The sequence below is a fragment of the Pseudomonas sp. LB3P31 genome (genome assembly GCF_054897945.1).
In genome coordinates, this window is sequence record NZ_CM142710.1 from 1,191,224 (window position 1) to 1,205,925 (window position 14,702).

Consider the following 14,702-nt stretch of genomic DNA (forward strand, 5'->3'; position numbering starts at 1 on the left):
GCGTCACCCCGGAACCGGCGTCGGCAACGGCTCCCCGGCAAAATGCGCGGCCAGGTTGGCCAGGGTCAGCTCCGACATCGCCCGCCGTGTATCCCAGGTGGCGCTGGCCATGTGCGGTGCGAGCAGCACGTTATCCAGGCCCAGCAATCCGGCGTGGGGCCGTGGTTCATCCTCGAACACGTCGAGCCCGGCTCCCAACAGCCGTCCTTCGGCCAACGCCTGCGCCAGCGCCGCCTCATCGACCACACTGCCCCGCCCGACGTTGATCAGGATGCCCTGGCTGCCCAGAGCATCGAGCACGCCCGCATCGATCAGGTGATAGGTCGAGTCTCCACCGCCCACCGCGACCAGCAAAAAATCCACCGCCGCCGCCAGTTCGGTGACCGAAGCGAAATACGGATAATCCACCGCCAGCGGGCGCCGACCGTGGTAGCTGATCTGCATATCAAACGCTGCGGCGCGCTGGGCAATCGCCTTGCCGATACGCCCCAGGCCAACAATCCCCAGGCGCTTGCCACTGACCTTGCGGGTGAACGGAAAAGGCCCCTGCTGCCAGCGTCCGTCCCGGACAAACCGGTCGGCCTGGGCAATGCGCCGGGCAGTGCCCAGCAGCAAGGTCATGGCGAAATCGGCAACGTCGTCGGTGAGCACGTCCGGCGTGTGCGTCACCGCAATGCCACGGGCCCGGGCCGCCTCGACGTCGATGCCGTCGTAACCGACACCAAACACCACGATCACCTGTAGATCCGGCAGACGCTCGATCAGGCTGGCCTGCACCCGTGACTCGCCGTTGGCGATCAGTGCACGGATACCGCGCACCGTTTGCGCTTCCAATTCTTCGCCGCTTTCGCTGCCCTCAATCACGTCATAGTCGGCATAAAGCCGCTCAGTGAGCATGTCCGGCAGACGCGCCACTTTAAGCACGGTTGATTTCATCGATGCCTCCCTGGACAGCAACTGGAGTGACCTTGGGGCTGCGTTTGCCGCCGCCCAGATACAGGCCCAATACGCCCCCGGCCAGCAGCGCGGCGGCGACCAGCAGCAAGGCATAGTCGTAGCTATGCGTAGCGTCCTTGATCCAGCCCATCACCGGCGGCAGACCCAGGCCGGCGATGTTGGCGATGGAGTTGATCAAGGCGATGGACACGGCCGCCGCCGGCCCGGACAGGTATTCGGTAGTGGTCGCCCAGAACACCGGAGTCGCCGCCCAGTTCAGACCGACCGCTACCACCAGCAGCACATACGCCAGCCATTGGTTGCCGGTAAACACCGCCAGCCCCAGCAGCACCCCGGCCAACAACAACGGCCCACCCAAATGCCAGCCCCGCTCGCCAGTCCGATCGGAATGACGGCCGTTCAAATACATGAATATGCAAGCGAGGAAGAACGGCATCGCCGACAGCAGGCTGACCACGAACGAACCCTGCTTCGAGACCGACTGCACAATCAGTGGCAGAAACAGCGTCACGCCAATGGTGCCAAACGCCTGCAGCAACCAGAACAGACTGAGCAACCACACTTGGCGGCTGCGAAAGGCCACGTGCCAGGCGTCTTTGTGCGAGATCACCGTAGTCGCCTGCTCGGCCTGCATGGTGCGGCTGAGCCAGTCCTTCTGCGCGTTGTCGAGCCAGTGGGTGGAGGCCGGTGTTTCGGGCATGTAACGCAACACCACGAAGCCCAGCACTATCGCCGGAATGCCTTCGAGCAGGAACAACCAGCGCCAGCCGTTAACGCCAAACAGGCCGTCCAGATTCAGCAAGGCACCCGACATCGGCAGGCCAATCACCGACGCCAGCGCCGCGCCGATGTAGAACCACGACATGGCCCGCGCCCGGTCGCTGCGCGGGAACCACTGCGACAGGTAGTAGATGATCCCGGGGGTGAAACCAGCTTCCGCAGCGCCCAGCAACAGACGCATCACGTACAGCTGGTTGGCGCTCTGGATCAGGCTCATGCCCGCGGCAATGATGCCCCAGGTGATCATGATCCGCGCAATCCAGCGCCGCGCCCCGACCTTGGTCAGGATCAGGCTGCTCGGCACTTCGAACAGGATATAGGTGAGGAAGAACAACCCCACACCGATGCCGTACATGCGCAGGCTGAGGCCGAGGTCAGCATTCATCGTCAACGCCGCCACCGAAATGTTCGACTTGTCGATGTACGCCACCATGTACAGCAGCATCAGGAACGGAATCAGCTTCAGATTGAGCTTGTTCATGGTGCTGGCGTGCAGACGGCTGTCCAGCGAAGGACCAGTCATGGGGGAATTCCTCTTATTGTCTTTATTCTCGGTGGCCGGACGGCGTCAGGTCACTGGGTTGTGACAGACCTTAAACCAGCGAGGAATTTAGTTCAATATGTGAATTACAAACCCATTATATGGGACGACCCCAACCCTGTGGGAGCGAGCCTGCTCGCGAAAAACGTCAACGATAACGCGGGAAGCCTGGATAATTGCGGCGCCTATGAGTCCATCGCGAGCAGGCTCGCTCCCACAGAACGCCCGGCGCAGTGGCCGGGCTTTTTCGCGAGGCTTCGCTAATTCAAAAACTTCACGAAGATCAGTTCAGGATCGCCAGGGTCGAGATTCTCTACTGTGCCGCTGGGCTGATAACCAAGCTGCTCCAGCAATTGCCGCATGGGCATGTTGGACACGTTGGTTGAAGTGAAGATCTTGTCTGCGGTCGAGACGCTTTCGAGGTGGGCCACAATCAGGCGCCCTGCCCCGGCACGCCTCTGAGATCCTGTTGGGCGACAGGATCGATCTGAACCAGGTATCCGATATCGCTCGATACGGCCTGGCGGATTTGCCAGCTCATGATTCAGTCCCCGATGGTGTGATAGCGTCAGACTGTACTTCAACTGCAATAATCGATAATTCGTCGGGCTTAAACCGCACCTTTAGCGCACCTCAAGAAAAGGAATTCCGCATGTACATTGGACGACTCGCCAGATTGACCGGCTGCACACCCAAAGCCATTCGGCTGTATGAACAGATGGGCTTAATCAACGAGCCGGAGCGCGAAGGTCGTTTTCGAATCTATGACTCCCACCATGTGGACATCGTGAACCTGATTCGCAAGGCGCAAAGAGCCGGTTTTAAATTGGCTGAGATGAGCCCGCTTATCAGTGCCAAGAATCAGCTAAGGGCTTTTCCTTTAACGCTGGCCAACGAAGCCGTCGACGCCAAGCGCCAGCAGCTGCTGGGCAAAATCGCTGAATTGCAGGCGCTGGACCTGCACTTGATTGAACTGAGAGCAGAGATGAATTCAAAGTACGCCCCCACGTCATTTCCACTTAAGGGTGGATCGGTCTCCTGTCCAGATAGACCAAAGATGACATCAGCGTTTCTTGGGGCGGTCGCGGATTAAAACCCAGTTCAGTCTTTGCCTTGACGATGCTGTACTCCTGCCGAACGTCATGGAACAGGCGCACCTGGCTGAGCAATAGCTGCGCTGGCCTGCCCGTCAGGCGAGCGGCCCGCTCCTGAAGCCAGGCTATACACACCAACAACCAGCGCGGGGCTTGCGGTGGTTGGCGATAGCCCGGCCACAGCGTATTGGCGGCCTCGATCAGATCAGCGAGCGACGATGAGTGCTCATTCGCCAGAATATAACGCTGCCCTGCCCGGCCCTTCTCAGCGGCCAGAATCAACCCTTGCGCTACGTCACGCACGTCCACGAAGTTGAAATGGAATCCCGGATCCAGCGGGAGCTGACGCAGCCTGACGGACTCCAGAAACTTCATGGAGTCGGTCAGCAGGGTTGCATTCGGTCCCACCATCGCCGAGGGCAACACCGACACCATCCACAGCCCCAGTTCGTCGGCGGTTTGCCAGGCCATTTGCTCCGAGAGAATCTTCGATTGGTAGTAGGCATTGCCGGCTTCGTCGTTCCAGTGTGATTCGTCCAGCGCGCTGCCATCGTGACCGATCGCGGCGACGGAGCTTACATAAACGACACGTTTGACGCCGGCCTGTGCTGCGGCCTGCAGTACGCTACGAGTCCCGCACACATTGGGTTCAACGATCTCGGCTTGCGGGTGTTTGGCCCAGTGTTTAAAAACTGCCGCCACTTGGAACAGCACATCCACGCCGGCGAGTGCCTTGAGCATTGCCGGGCCGTCCAGCAATTCGGCGTAGACCAGTTCGCAATCGAGGCCGGCGAAGGGGGTGTGATTGGTGATGTCGCGCACGCCGGCTCGGACTTTGTAGCCTTGGTTGAGTAGTGCCCGGACCAGGGTGTTGCCGAGGTGGCCTTTGGCGCCGGTGACCAGACATAACTTGCTCATGGGAACTCCTTTTTCCTGGTGGAGATGGGTTCTGTTTTCAGGATTGAGAGGATCGTAGAGTCTGTCCCTTGGGACAGAGTCAAGGAGCTGGGAATTTGGCACGCAAACGGATGCTTCATTCGGGCGCAAGCTGGCCGTCTCGGAAGAGTCCTACGCAAAACAACGAAACGTCTGATATTTCTTCTGTAGGCCTCTCGTTTAGCGTTTCTGTCCCTGAGTTAAACCAAGGACAAATCAAGCATGAAGCGCTATTTCATTACCGTAGGAGCCAAGACCACCGCCAACGGCACGGTAAAAACAGGCTGGGAATACGGCGACATCAATGGTGATTTATTGGCCCGCGACGGCGATGCTGTTTACTGCCCGGAATGCGACAGCATCGGAAAGATTGTTCTGGCCGGCCCGCGCCTGCCTCACGACTTGGGTGGACGCGAAGTCGCCCTCGACGGCGACCTTTGCAACTGCAAGTGTGATCCACGGCCCAAACTGATTGCCAACCAAACACTCCGCTGTCAGTCGATCGAGGTCGCTGAAGTACCGCAGGCCAGGCCAGCCGCGCAACCTGCTGCGGCACAGCCAACGCCCCCTCCCCCAGCCGCATCGCGCGCCTCCGGTTTCGCTCCGAGGCATTCACCGACTTGGGGTGAGGTATCCGGTCTGTCCTGCGAAAACCTGTGGCGCACTTATCAGCAACAAGCCGAAGCCATCGTCGCGCCAGGCGGCGTGCTCATTGCAGACCCCATGGCACGTAACCGTGCGATCAACGCGGCATATGCCCGGCTATGGCTGGAGGACAATCGTTTTCAGTGGGCTGGACTGGCAGCGTTTGCTTCCAAGCAGGTCGGTTGCGGGTTATTGCATGCCGCTGATTCGATCGAGAAAATTCAGACTGAATATGAATCGCAGGAACGGCGCGGGGAGAGTGCCAGAAGAGGGTTTTTCGGGTTACTCAAAAGCCAAAGTGAAGAGGAGCGGCAGTCGAAAATCCGAACGTTTGAGCAAAGCAAGCGCGACTACGATCACGCTCTCCGCGAGAGCCCGATACTGGGTAGCAAGCTAGGGATCGGTGATGGGTCACTGTCACTCGCACAAAGTACGATCCTGTTTGTGCACGACATGCTGGCGCTGGGGAACACCACGCTATTTCTGGATGTATTTCCGTTGCATTTATTCTACAAGGAGCAAGGATTAGCAGCGTTTAAGACCTGCCTTCCTTCCCGTGGAGGCATATATGGGAAAGCCCAGCATCCGGTGCTGTGGCCGATAGCGCAAGAAACGCTGAAGTTTGGTACAGACTTCGATGAAGTTCTGAAAGCATTCGAGGCAATCGAGGCAGGCAAGATCGCTGACAGTGTCGAAAGTCTCGCTGCGCACGAACAGAGAAACATCTTGCAACCCGCGATGTACGACGACCTGCGCCTGAACTTCTCCATGCGCAGCAATCACTTCCTTTATGTTACCGGTTTTTTTTCTGGTGCCACACAAGCTATCGAGTTGACCCTGGCCAGTCAGTGCCAGCGCATTGACTCCAGCCGCACCATCCGTTTTAGCGACAACCTGGTAGCCAATTTGGCTGACGTTAATCAACGTATGCCATTTGTAATAAGGGCTGCAGAGCAATTCGATGCACTTTTACGTGATGAAAATCGTTACTTAATAAGCCAGGCACTTAAGGACATCGCCGCAGACCGAGGGGTGAGATGAATTCGATTCGATGGCTCGGCTGGCGTCGATGTCTGTTCACACTGGTGATCGCTGCGGTCATATTTGCGACCGTCATTGAAACGCAATCCGATGCCCCTGAAATTGCACTGGTGATTGGCGAACCTTGGGAGGACATGCGCAAGCGCTCGACGGCAGAAATAGGCCCAGCCATTCCGGGGCACTATTGGTTCAGGAGTACTGAATCCGATGCCCGCCTAAGATTCAACGATCCTCAATATGGATTCGTGACGCCGTTAGCTCGCTTTTTCACGATCAGTTTCGACGATGAGAAAATCGGCAATGTGCGCATGTCCCCACAAATCGAGCCGCTACTACTTGACGATACGCTCAAAGTCCTACTGGATCTGCAAGAGCAATGGCTCCAAGGTGGCTGGGCTCCCAATCGACTCGACCAATTTCCATCATTCGCTGACACACCGGAGTGGCGCGCTCGATTACGTGACGTGAATAGAGGTGGAAAAGCGTATTGGCGGGCAGGCGACAAGTACCAGATCATGCTGGTGGTAAATCGATTCAAGGACAAAAGGCGCCCTACAGAAGAACGCTATCTCATGACACTTGAAGTGGCCAAATCACGGGGTGTGCCATGAAACGAATGCTGAACGCGCCTCGCTTTATGGTGCGCCCTTCCTATCATTTGATCGACCAGACAATTGTGGACATCGTCGCAGGCCGAGGCGGGAGATGAATCTGCTTCCATGGCTGTGCTGGCGTCGATGCCTGATTACCTTGGCAATGGCCGCCGTCGTATCGGCGTCGGTCGTTCAATCGCTGGCCGACGCCCCCGAAATTGCCCTGATAATTGGCGAACCTTGGGAAGATATGCGTCAGCGCTCCAGTGCAACCATTGACCCGGCCATTCCGGGTCACTCCTGGTTCAGGACTCCAAAATCTCATGCTCGGCTTCAATTTGCAGACCCCCAATACAGGTTCGTCACACCATTAGCTCGCTTTTTCGTTATAACTTTCACTGACGAACTAATCAGAAGCGTGCGCATGTCCCCGCAAACCGAGCCTCTATTGCTCGACGATACGCTCAAGATCATTCTGAATCTGCAGGAGCAATGGCGCCAGGCAGGCTGGGTACCCAACCGTCTGAATCACTTCCCATCATTCGCCGACACGCCGCAATGGCGCGCTCGATTGCGTGACGAGAACAAAGGGGGGACAGCATATTGGCGGGCAGGCGATAAGTACCAGATCATGCTGGTGGTCAATCGATTTGAGGATAGAAAGCGCCCTACAGAGGAGCGCTACCTCATGACACTGGAAGTCTCCAAATCGCGGGGGGTGCCGTGAGCCGAAAATTCAAACCATCCCAAACTCTCATGCGCACTAACTATCAACTGATCCAGCAAGCAGCAGAGGGTATGGCTGCTGAGCGGGGCGTGAGATGAATACGATTCGATGGCTCGGCTGGCATCGAAGTCTGTTCATCCTAGTAATGGTCGCCGTCATATCAGCGACGGCCATTCAAACGCTATCGGACGAGCCGGAAATTGCGCTGGTGATTGGCGAACCTTGGGAGGATATGCGCCAACGCTCCAGTGCCACCATTGACCCGGCCATTCCTGGCCGTTCCTGGTTCATGACTCCGAAATCCGACGCTCGACTTCGATTCGCAGATCCCCAACACGAGTTCGTGACACCATTAGCACGCTTTTTCGTTGTAACGTTCACTGATGAACTAGTAAGAAGCGTTCGCATGTCACCGCAAGTCGAGCCGTTGTTACTCGACGATACGCTCAAGATCGTCCTAGATCTGCAAGCGCAATGGCGCCGGAGTGGCTGGATTCCCGTAGGTGGCGACAGGTCACCATCCTTCGCCGACACACCACACTGGCGCTCTCAATTGCGTGATGCAAACAAGGGCGGAGTAGCGTATTGGCGAGCGGGCGACAAGTACCAGATCATGCTGGTGGTCAATCGATTCAAAGATAAAAAGCGTCCCACTGAGGAGCGCTATCTCATGACGCTGGAAGTCGCCAAGTCATGGGGGGTGCCGTGAACCGAGGATTCAACGCTCGCAACCGTCTCATTCTCACCGCCGATCATTTGATCAAGAAGACAGTTGGGGTCATGGCTGTTTAATTGCCCTCCGTTTTACTTCCTGAAAGCTACAAGACCTTGCGCCGTTGCCTACAGCTACACCAGAATCCGCCGGCTTGTGCGCTCAAACCGCTATCTCTATCGTCTCCGTGTCGCTGCCAATTCAGCGACCGGGCTTGGAACCCCGATGAGTAGGCGGCGCAAAAGCGCCCTCCGTAACCTATGCTTGCGCACCTTCAAAGTGTGCACACCGTTATGGCGGCTGTGCGCGGGAGACCTTCGGGTCTGCCGGGTTCCGTTTACCCCGGGTTCCAACCCGCGTACAGCTGCCACCCTTCGCTTGGAACCGAAAGGAGCAGCTTCTATTCGTAAACGGAGATACGCCATGTTCAAGGTCACACCCAACCCGCCGAATACCGAGCCGGCCTCCCCGGCCGCTCCCCATGCAAACCATCTCAGTGATGCCGCCGAACAGGCGCTCGACCACCGCTCCCCGTCGATTGCCGACATCAGAGCTACGCCACGTGCACCATGTGAAATGTTCGCAGTGGAACCAGAGGCAACGACCGAAATCCTGGCGGTTTATCTGGTCGAGACATTGGCCTCGGTCGATGTGATGGTTCATCAGTTGGTGGATCACCTGGATGGTGGGTCCCGCCACGCGTTGTTAGGCATTTCCAACAGCATCATGCTGGCGGAAATTACAGCGAACCGGATGCTGGATCTCATCGATCCGCGTGAGTAGGTGTGGGTAACGATAGAGCCTGAGGTTGTGCAGCGGTCCCCTTATTCGGGACCGCGTTTATCCAAAATGAGATCGAAATAGCTGCGCAAACTGATGGCTCCTTTGGGCGCAGACTGGTCGTCTCGGAAAGGTCCTACGGAAAGCAACGAAACGTCTGATATTTCTTCTATAGCCCTTCGCTTAGCGTTCCTGCCCCTGGGTTGAAACTTGGACGGCACAAGCATGAGGCGCTATTTCATCACCGCTGGAGCCGCGCGCAATCGTTATCTCATTGAACAAGCTATCCGGGATATTGCTGACAGAGGTGGCGTGCGATGAGTTTGGTGAAACGCGTCGGCTGGGGGCGGTGCATATTTGCGGTAGCGCTAACCGCCGTCCTCGCGTCCGCAGTTATCCAGTACTCGCCAGCTGAGCGTGAAATTGCGCTGGTGATTGGCGAGCCGTACGAAGCGATGCGCAAACGCTCCAGCGCATCTATCGATTCAGCCATTCCTGGGAACGTGTCGTTCGACATTCCAAAGTCCGATGCCAGTCTGCGCTTCATCGACCCTCAATTCGGATTCGTAACTCCGCCAGCTCGATTTTTCGCAGTGATATACGACAACGAAATAATACGAAGCGTCCGCATGTCCCCTCAAATCGAACCACTGCTCCTCGATGACACGCTCAAAGTCGTCTTGGATTTACAGGAACAATGGCGGCAAAGCGGCTGGACAGTCCTCTGGGACGACGACTTCCCGCCGTTCGCTGATACCCCCGATTGGAGAGCGAAGCTAAGGGATGAGAACAGGAGCGGAAAAACCTACTGGCGAGCAGGCGACAAGTACCAGATCATGTTGGTGGTCAATCGATTTACAGACGATAAGCGCCCCACAGAGGAGCGTTATCTCATGACATTGGAAGTCTCGAAGTTCCGGGGTTATTAACCCCCTCCACGGTTTCACCTGCACGGCGCGGAACCAGTGATCTTGTCATTTGCCGACGCTTAGGGCAGGGTCGATACCACTGACCTCTCTGTCAATGGAGTCACCCATGTCAAAGCTCTATCCCAGTGTCGATCCCGAGGGATTGGTCGAGTACTCGGTCGTCTACACCGACCGCTCGCTCAACCACATGTCGCAGTCGTTCCAAGGCGTGATGAAGAACATTTCCAGCACCCTGAAACAGGTCTACAACGCCCAGGCGGTTGCGGTAGTTCCGGGCAGCGGCACATTTGGCATGGAAGCGGTGGCGCGGCAGTTTGCCACCGACCAGCAATGCCTGGTGATCCGCAACGGCTGGTTCAGTTATCGCTGGAGCCAGATCCTGGACATGGGCAACATCCCGGCAGCGACCACGGTGCTCAAAGCTCGACCGGTCGAGACTGGCCACCAGGCAGCCTACGCCCCGCCCCCGCTGGACGAAGTGCTGGCAGCCATCAAGGCGCAGAAGCCGCAGATTGTCTTCGCCCCCCACGTCGAAACCTCATCCGGGATTATCCTGCCCGATGACTACCTGCGCGCCGTCGGCGACGCCGTGCATGCGGTGGGCGGCCTGTTCGTACTGGACTGCATCGCCTCGGGGGCGCTGTGGGTCGATATGCACAAATGCGCCATCGACCTGCTGATCAGTGCACCGCAGAAAGGCTGGAGCGCCTCCCCTTGCTGCGCCCTGGTGATGTTCAGTGCCCTGGCCCTTGAGCGCATCGAGCAGACGCAGAGCAGCAGCTTCGCCTGCGACCTGAAAAAATGGTTGCAGATCATGCAGGCATACGAACAGGGCGGGCATGCCTACCACGCAACCATGCCCAGCGATTCCCTCGCTCGGTTCAACGAAGTGATGAAAGAGACGCAAGCCTACGGCTTCGACAAGGTCCGCGACGAACAGCAGGCGCTGGGCGACCGGGTGCGCGCCATGTTGACCGGCAAAGGGATCAAGAGCGTGGCCGCAACCGGATTCCAGGCGCCTGGCGTGGTGGTGAGCTACACCGACGATGCCGAGATCAAGAGCGGCAAGAAATTTGTTGCCCACGGCCTGCAGATCGCCGCTGGAGTACCGTTGCAATGCGACGAGCCGGCCGACTTCCAGACCTTTCGGATCGGACTGTTCGGGCTTGAAAAGCTGCACAATATCGAGCGCACGGTCAGTACGCTGGAGCAGGCGCTGGATGAGGTGACGCGCGGCTGATCCCTGCTCCTTCGCCTAGGCTCGCAGAGCAACTCTGCGAGCCTACACCTGATGCCTTCGTGCACTGATGATGAAAGCACGCAGGCTGTTCACCGCTTGCGACCCGCGAGAAGGCCGGGCGCAATTTCCGTGGCCCTGCCCCCGCGGGCATTAAAAGAAATTCTTGGAGTAATCGCTCGTCTACTATGATAGCTTTTTGCCATCTATTGCTGTGACCCTCACAGCTTTTACTGTGGCCGTTCTAGCGCTGCAGCTCCCGTCAAGGGAATGAACCAGACTAGACATGGACGTTATGACCGAAGCAAAACACGACGAAAAAGAACTCATCAAGGGGGTCGAGGACTTTTGGCCGGGGCGCGAGACACGCAAGCGTTATTGGCAATCTCCGTCCCTGCTCTGGAGTGATCTGCGGCATGCCTGTCACCAGTGGTGGCAAAGACGCAAGGCAAGTCTGGTCACCTTGCAGCAGTTCAGTTTTCGCGTCTTCGTCAAAAACCTTGGCAAAAATCTCGACCTCTTCGGGCGTAAAATGTTCGAGTGCAAAACGTTCTCTCGAATACCGATCATTTTTGTCACCTGGTTCTTCACCATATTCCTGCTGGATAAAGCCGATCCTTTTGGTCTTTCGCACCAGGTTCAAGCCTATTCGGAGGGACTGTTCCAGAAGGTCACCTCGTCTTTTTACCCAGCGGATTCACAAGACCGGATCGCGGTGGTCCTGATTGACGAACAGACCCTTGCCAGCCGCAGCGAATCCTGGCCGCCGCGCTACATCTATTACGAAGAAGTCATCCGACGCATCGCCAGGCAAAAGCCCGCAGCGATCTTTCTCGATATTCTCGTTGAAGACCGACGAGCCTACGACGACTCACTCGAATCCGCTCGCCAGTCCCTTGGCGAAACGCTTGCCGGCAAAGGCATTCCACTCTATCTGGCGACACTCGACAATCAGCGCAAGAGTGTCTTTGTCGATGTGCCTGGCACGCAGACCACCCTGACTGGCTGGCGTGGACATGGCGAGGATTACCCGCTACTCCTCAGCCCGGGTCACTACTACAGCGACCGTGATTCGCAGCTGCAGGAAAACCAGCTGTGTGATGACGAGCTGAAGCCTACCGCTGCGCTGCAGCTCTACCGGTTCATGTGCGAAAAGGGGCTTCAGTCAGGCTGCCCGGCCGGGCTGATGAAGGGCGACGTCGGCCAATTCTGCAACGCCATGGTCGTCCAGTGGGGGCGCAATGTGTCGCGAATAGTGCCCGAGCGACAACTGATTTCCGAGACCCAGTGCACCGCAACCCAGGACTCGCTATTTGCTCGGTTGTCGGGCGCCTTGACCACTTTTTACGCCGCGCTGATTTCCGGTATCGACCAAGATTCGGTGAAACGCGTCCGCCAGCCTTGCCCATATGCCGTCACGGTGCGCGAAGAAGACCTCACCTCTGAAAAAGCACAAGGTGTACTGGCAGGACGCGTGGTGATGATCGGGCTTAGCCTCAAAGGCATCCATGACATCGCCGAAAGCCCGGTGCACGGACAAATACCCGGGGTGTATCTGCATGCGATGGCGCTGGACAACCTGCTGAACTGGAACGCCGGTTATTTCCAGCGCACCGGTCTTGATTGGCCGCTGATCATCATGGCCGGGTTCATTTCCTGGGTCTGCGCCGCCCTCATTCGTGCCAAACCTCCCGGCCTGAGTTTGCTGATGCGCATGGTCGCATTGGGCTCGGTGGTCGGTGCGAGCACCTACCTGTACGCAATCGAACACCATCCACCTCTCGACTGGCTGGGCATCCTGCTCGTCTACGAGTTGGTGAATCGATTGATTGAAAAGAACGAAGAAAACCTCACACACGCTGGCTCTCATGGAGGACTCCCCAATGAACTGGATGAAGCGAATCACCGATAGCGCACTTGTCGCAGCGTTTCTTTTCGCCACCACGGCCTACGCGGAAGCACCAAAAGTCACTGCATTGCGGGACGACTCGGTGAACATCTACGCCCAACAGGCTGATTACTTCGTCAAAGTGCAGAGTATTGCCAGCAATACACTCACGCTGCCAACACCGGTCATCGCAGAAAGCGACAAGGGTTATGTGAAGGTTGCCCAGCAAGGCCGGGAAATGTGGTTTGACCTGGCAGACGTAAAAGTTTTCCCACTCAAGAGCCCGGGGGATACCCGATGCATTGCGACAACCATCGGCAGTGTCGCCAAAACCGGTCGGGGCGCTGGGGAAGGTTGCTCATGATCAGGTTGAGCATTTTGGCCATAGCGATCGCCACAATATGCGGGTGCGCACAAATCAAGGTGCCTGGCCTGCCGCTGGGTGGCCCCAAGGTCGATCCAAACCTGACGCAATATGCCGCCAACTTTAGCGGGCAGGCCGCTAATCGCAGCAACATCGCCCAGAGCAGCCCCGAAAGCACTCAACTGCAAAAGAAAGCGCTGGGCATCGCTGCCGACAACCAAATCGATACCTATCTCAATGCAGTGCTCGCTCGAATACAAAAAAGTATTCCAGGCACCCCTGCCGCTGCCAGGGTCTACGCGACACCAAACACTGAATTCAATGCAACCAGCTTCCAGGATGGCGGCATCTATGTTTCCTACAAGATGCTGGATTCCCTGGAGAGCGAGGACGAACTGGCCGCCGTCATTGCACACGAGTATTCCCATGTACTGCTGCAGCATTACAAAACCAATTGGATAGATACCGTTTCAAGCGTTGCTTATTCGGCGGGAAATATTTACATCAACCGCCAGCTGAAAACCGCTACCAGCAATGACTTGATGCGCATGGTCGCGGCGAACAATGCCGCGCTCGGCGTGTCCCAGATCGGCCTGGTCCCGGCATTATCCCGCGACCAGGAAAATGCCGCAGATCAGCTCGGCGCCGACCTGATCGTCAGAGCCAATTACTCATACATCGGCGAGCTTAACTTTCTGTCACGCATGCAGGAATGGGATGCTCGCAACCGGGCGATCATTGAAAAGCGCAAGACCAACTACATCGACCTGTTTGCCAAGAGTGAAAAAAACGTAATTACTGATGCCGTGGATGGTCAATTGGACATTCTCGAAAACAAGCTGGCCAAGCTGATCCACGACACGTCGGTGCATCACGACCAAGGTGAAGAGCGCTTGACGACATTGCGCACCTACATCAAAAAGCATTACGCAAATGCCGATCGTCCACCGCTGACGACCAAACCTTATGTTGCTGTGTTGAAATCTGCGCATGCCAAGGACTTCTTCGCCGGAATTGACAAGGTCCATGCTTCGCTCGCCGCCATGCAAGAGCAACAACTGCCACTGGCACTGGCAAATGCCAAAGCCGCTGAAAAGAGCCCGGCTGGGTCTACCCCTTTTGCCCGTCATGCAATGATCAATGCCATGGCCTTGAACGGTAAACCCCGCGATGCGTTCACCATGCTCGAGGGTATGGTCGCCAGTGGAGACGCATTATTTGCTGACGACGTGTTGTTGGTTGGCGTGTTGAAAGGTTCATCACCTGAGAAAGCTTTGGCCTCCGCCCAGCGCAGTTATGATCGCTACAACAGTTCTCCAGAGCTTCTTCCTGAGCTGATTCTGCTGAACAAACAGATGAAGAACCAGCTGGCTGTCGTGAAGTTCTACGGGGTGTGCGCAGGGAAAGCCTTGTCAGCTGCTGATAATGCCTTGTTGGATAACTGCAATAAAGCCAAAGGGTAAGGGCCTCAAACCAGG

At 57.0% G+C, this 14,702-nt stretch carries 15 protein-coding genes; 11 read left to right on the plus strand and 4 right to left on the minus strand.

The window, feature by feature from the left end; translation table 11 throughout:
* Positions 1 to 3 precede the first annotated feature (3 nt).
* The 3 genes from ACYZTK_RS05295 to ACYZTK_RS05305 all read right to left on the minus strand — a co-directional run bounded on the left by ACYZTK_RS05295 (position 4) and on the right by ACYZTK_RS05305 (position 2,709).
* Positions 4 to 936 carry a 2-hydroxyacid dehydrogenase gene (locus tag ACYZTK_RS05295; RefSeq protein WP_462013484.1) on the minus strand — a complete coding sequence of 311 codons (933 nt, stop codon included), beginning with the start codon at positions 934 to 936 and terminating at the stop codon, positions 4 to 6.
* The gene (locus ACYZTK_RS05300) at positions 917 to 2,260 is read right to left on the minus strand and encodes an MFS transporter (RefSeq protein ID WP_462013485.1); all 1,344 of its coding nucleotides are present in this window, start codon (positions 2,258 to 2,260) and stop codon (positions 917 to 919) included. The genes ACYZTK_RS05295 and ACYZTK_RS05300 overlap by 20 nt, the downstream gene beginning before the upstream one ends.
* A 278-nt stretch (positions 2,261 to 2,538) precedes the next feature.
* Positions 2,539 to 2,709: a hypothetical protein gene (locus ACYZTK_RS05305; RefSeq protein ID WP_462013486.1), complete on the minus strand. Its 171-nt coding sequence runs from the start codon at positions 2,707 to 2,709 to the stop codon at positions 2,539 to 2,541.
* A 221-nt stretch (positions 2,710 to 2,930) separates the two neighbouring features.
* Between ACYZTK_RS05305 and ACYZTK_RS05310 the strand changes: the two genes are divergently transcribed.
* On the plus strand, positions 2,931 to 3,371 hold the full coding sequence (locus ACYZTK_RS05310; protein ID WP_462013487.1) for a MerR family transcriptional regulator: 441 nt from the start codon (positions 2,931 to 2,933) through the stop codon (positions 3,369 to 3,371).
* Here ACYZTK_RS05310 and ACYZTK_RS05315 read toward each other — a convergent pair.
* Positions 3,298 to 4,290, minus strand: a complete 993-nt coding sequence (locus ACYZTK_RS05315) for an NAD-dependent epimerase/dehydratase family protein (RefSeq protein WP_462013488.1) — start codon at positions 4,288 to 4,290, stop codon at positions 3,298 to 3,300. The genes ACYZTK_RS05310 and ACYZTK_RS05315 overlap by 74 nt on opposite strands.
* Before the next feature lie 240 nt (positions 4,291 to 4,530).
* On the opposite strand from ACYZTK_RS05315, the gene ACYZTK_RS05320 reads away from it, so the two are divergent.
* The 10 genes from ACYZTK_RS05320 (at position 4,531) to ACYZTK_RS05365 (ending at position 14,687) form a co-directional block, all read left to right on the plus strand.
* Positions 4,531 to 5,994, plus strand: coding sequence for a PAAR domain-containing protein (locus tag ACYZTK_RS05320; RefSeq protein ID WP_462013489.1), 1,464 nt, complete (start codon positions 4,531 to 4,533; stop codon positions 5,992 to 5,994).
* Positions 5,991 to 6,605: a hypothetical protein gene (locus tag ACYZTK_RS05325; protein ID WP_462013490.1), complete on the plus strand. Its 615-nt coding sequence runs from the start codon at positions 5,991 to 5,993 to the stop codon at positions 6,603 to 6,605. Before ACYZTK_RS05320 ends, ACYZTK_RS05325 begins: the two co-directional genes overlap by 4 nt.
* 94 nt (positions 6,606 to 6,699) lie before the next feature.
* Entirely contained in the window at positions 6,700 to 7,314 is a 615-nt protein-coding gene (locus ACYZTK_RS05330; RefSeq protein ID WP_462013491.1) for a hypothetical protein, read from the plus strand.
* A 94-nt stretch (positions 7,315 to 7,408) separates the two neighbouring features.
* The gene (locus ACYZTK_RS05335) at positions 7,409 to 8,023 is read left to right on the plus strand and encodes a hypothetical protein (RefSeq protein WP_462013492.1); all 615 of its coding nucleotides are present in this window, start codon (positions 7,409 to 7,411) and stop codon (positions 8,021 to 8,023) included.
* Between the two features lie 426 nt (positions 8,024 to 8,449).
* Positions 8,450 to 8,809 carry a DUF6124 family protein gene (locus tag ACYZTK_RS05340; RefSeq protein ID WP_462013493.1) on the plus strand — a complete coding sequence of 120 codons (360 nt, stop codon included), beginning with the start codon at positions 8,450 to 8,452 and terminating at the stop codon, positions 8,807 to 8,809.
* A gap of 314 nt (positions 8,810 to 9,123) precedes the next feature.
* Positions 9,124 to 9,735, plus strand: a complete 612-nt coding sequence (locus ACYZTK_RS05345) for a hypothetical protein (protein WP_462013494.1) — start codon at positions 9,124 to 9,126, stop codon at positions 9,733 to 9,735.
* Between the two features lie 106 nt (positions 9,736 to 9,841).
* Entirely contained in the window at positions 9,842 to 10,975 is a 1,134-nt protein-coding gene (locus ACYZTK_RS05350) for an alanine--glyoxylate aminotransferase family protein (RefSeq protein WP_462013495.1), read from the plus strand.
* 283 nt (positions 10,976 to 11,258) lie between these two features.
* Positions 11,259 to 12,884 carry a CHASE2 domain-containing protein gene (locus tag ACYZTK_RS05355; RefSeq protein ID WP_462013496.1) on the plus strand — a complete coding sequence of 542 codons (1,626 nt, stop codon included), beginning with the start codon at positions 11,259 to 11,261 and terminating at the stop codon, positions 12,882 to 12,884.
* The gene (locus ACYZTK_RS05360; protein WP_462013497.1) at positions 12,856 to 13,224 is read left to right on the plus strand and encodes a hypothetical protein; all 369 of its coding nucleotides are present in this window, start codon (positions 12,856 to 12,858) and stop codon (positions 13,222 to 13,224) included. Before ACYZTK_RS05355 ends, ACYZTK_RS05360 begins: the two co-directional genes overlap by 29 nt.
* A complete protein-coding gene (locus tag ACYZTK_RS05365) occupies positions 13,221 to 14,687 on the plus strand; it encodes a M48 family metallopeptidase (RefSeq protein WP_462013498.1) in 1,467 nt (488 codons plus the stop codon). Before ACYZTK_RS05360 ends, ACYZTK_RS05365 begins: the two co-directional genes overlap by 4 nt.
* Positions 14,688 to 14,702 lie beyond the last annotated feature (15 nt).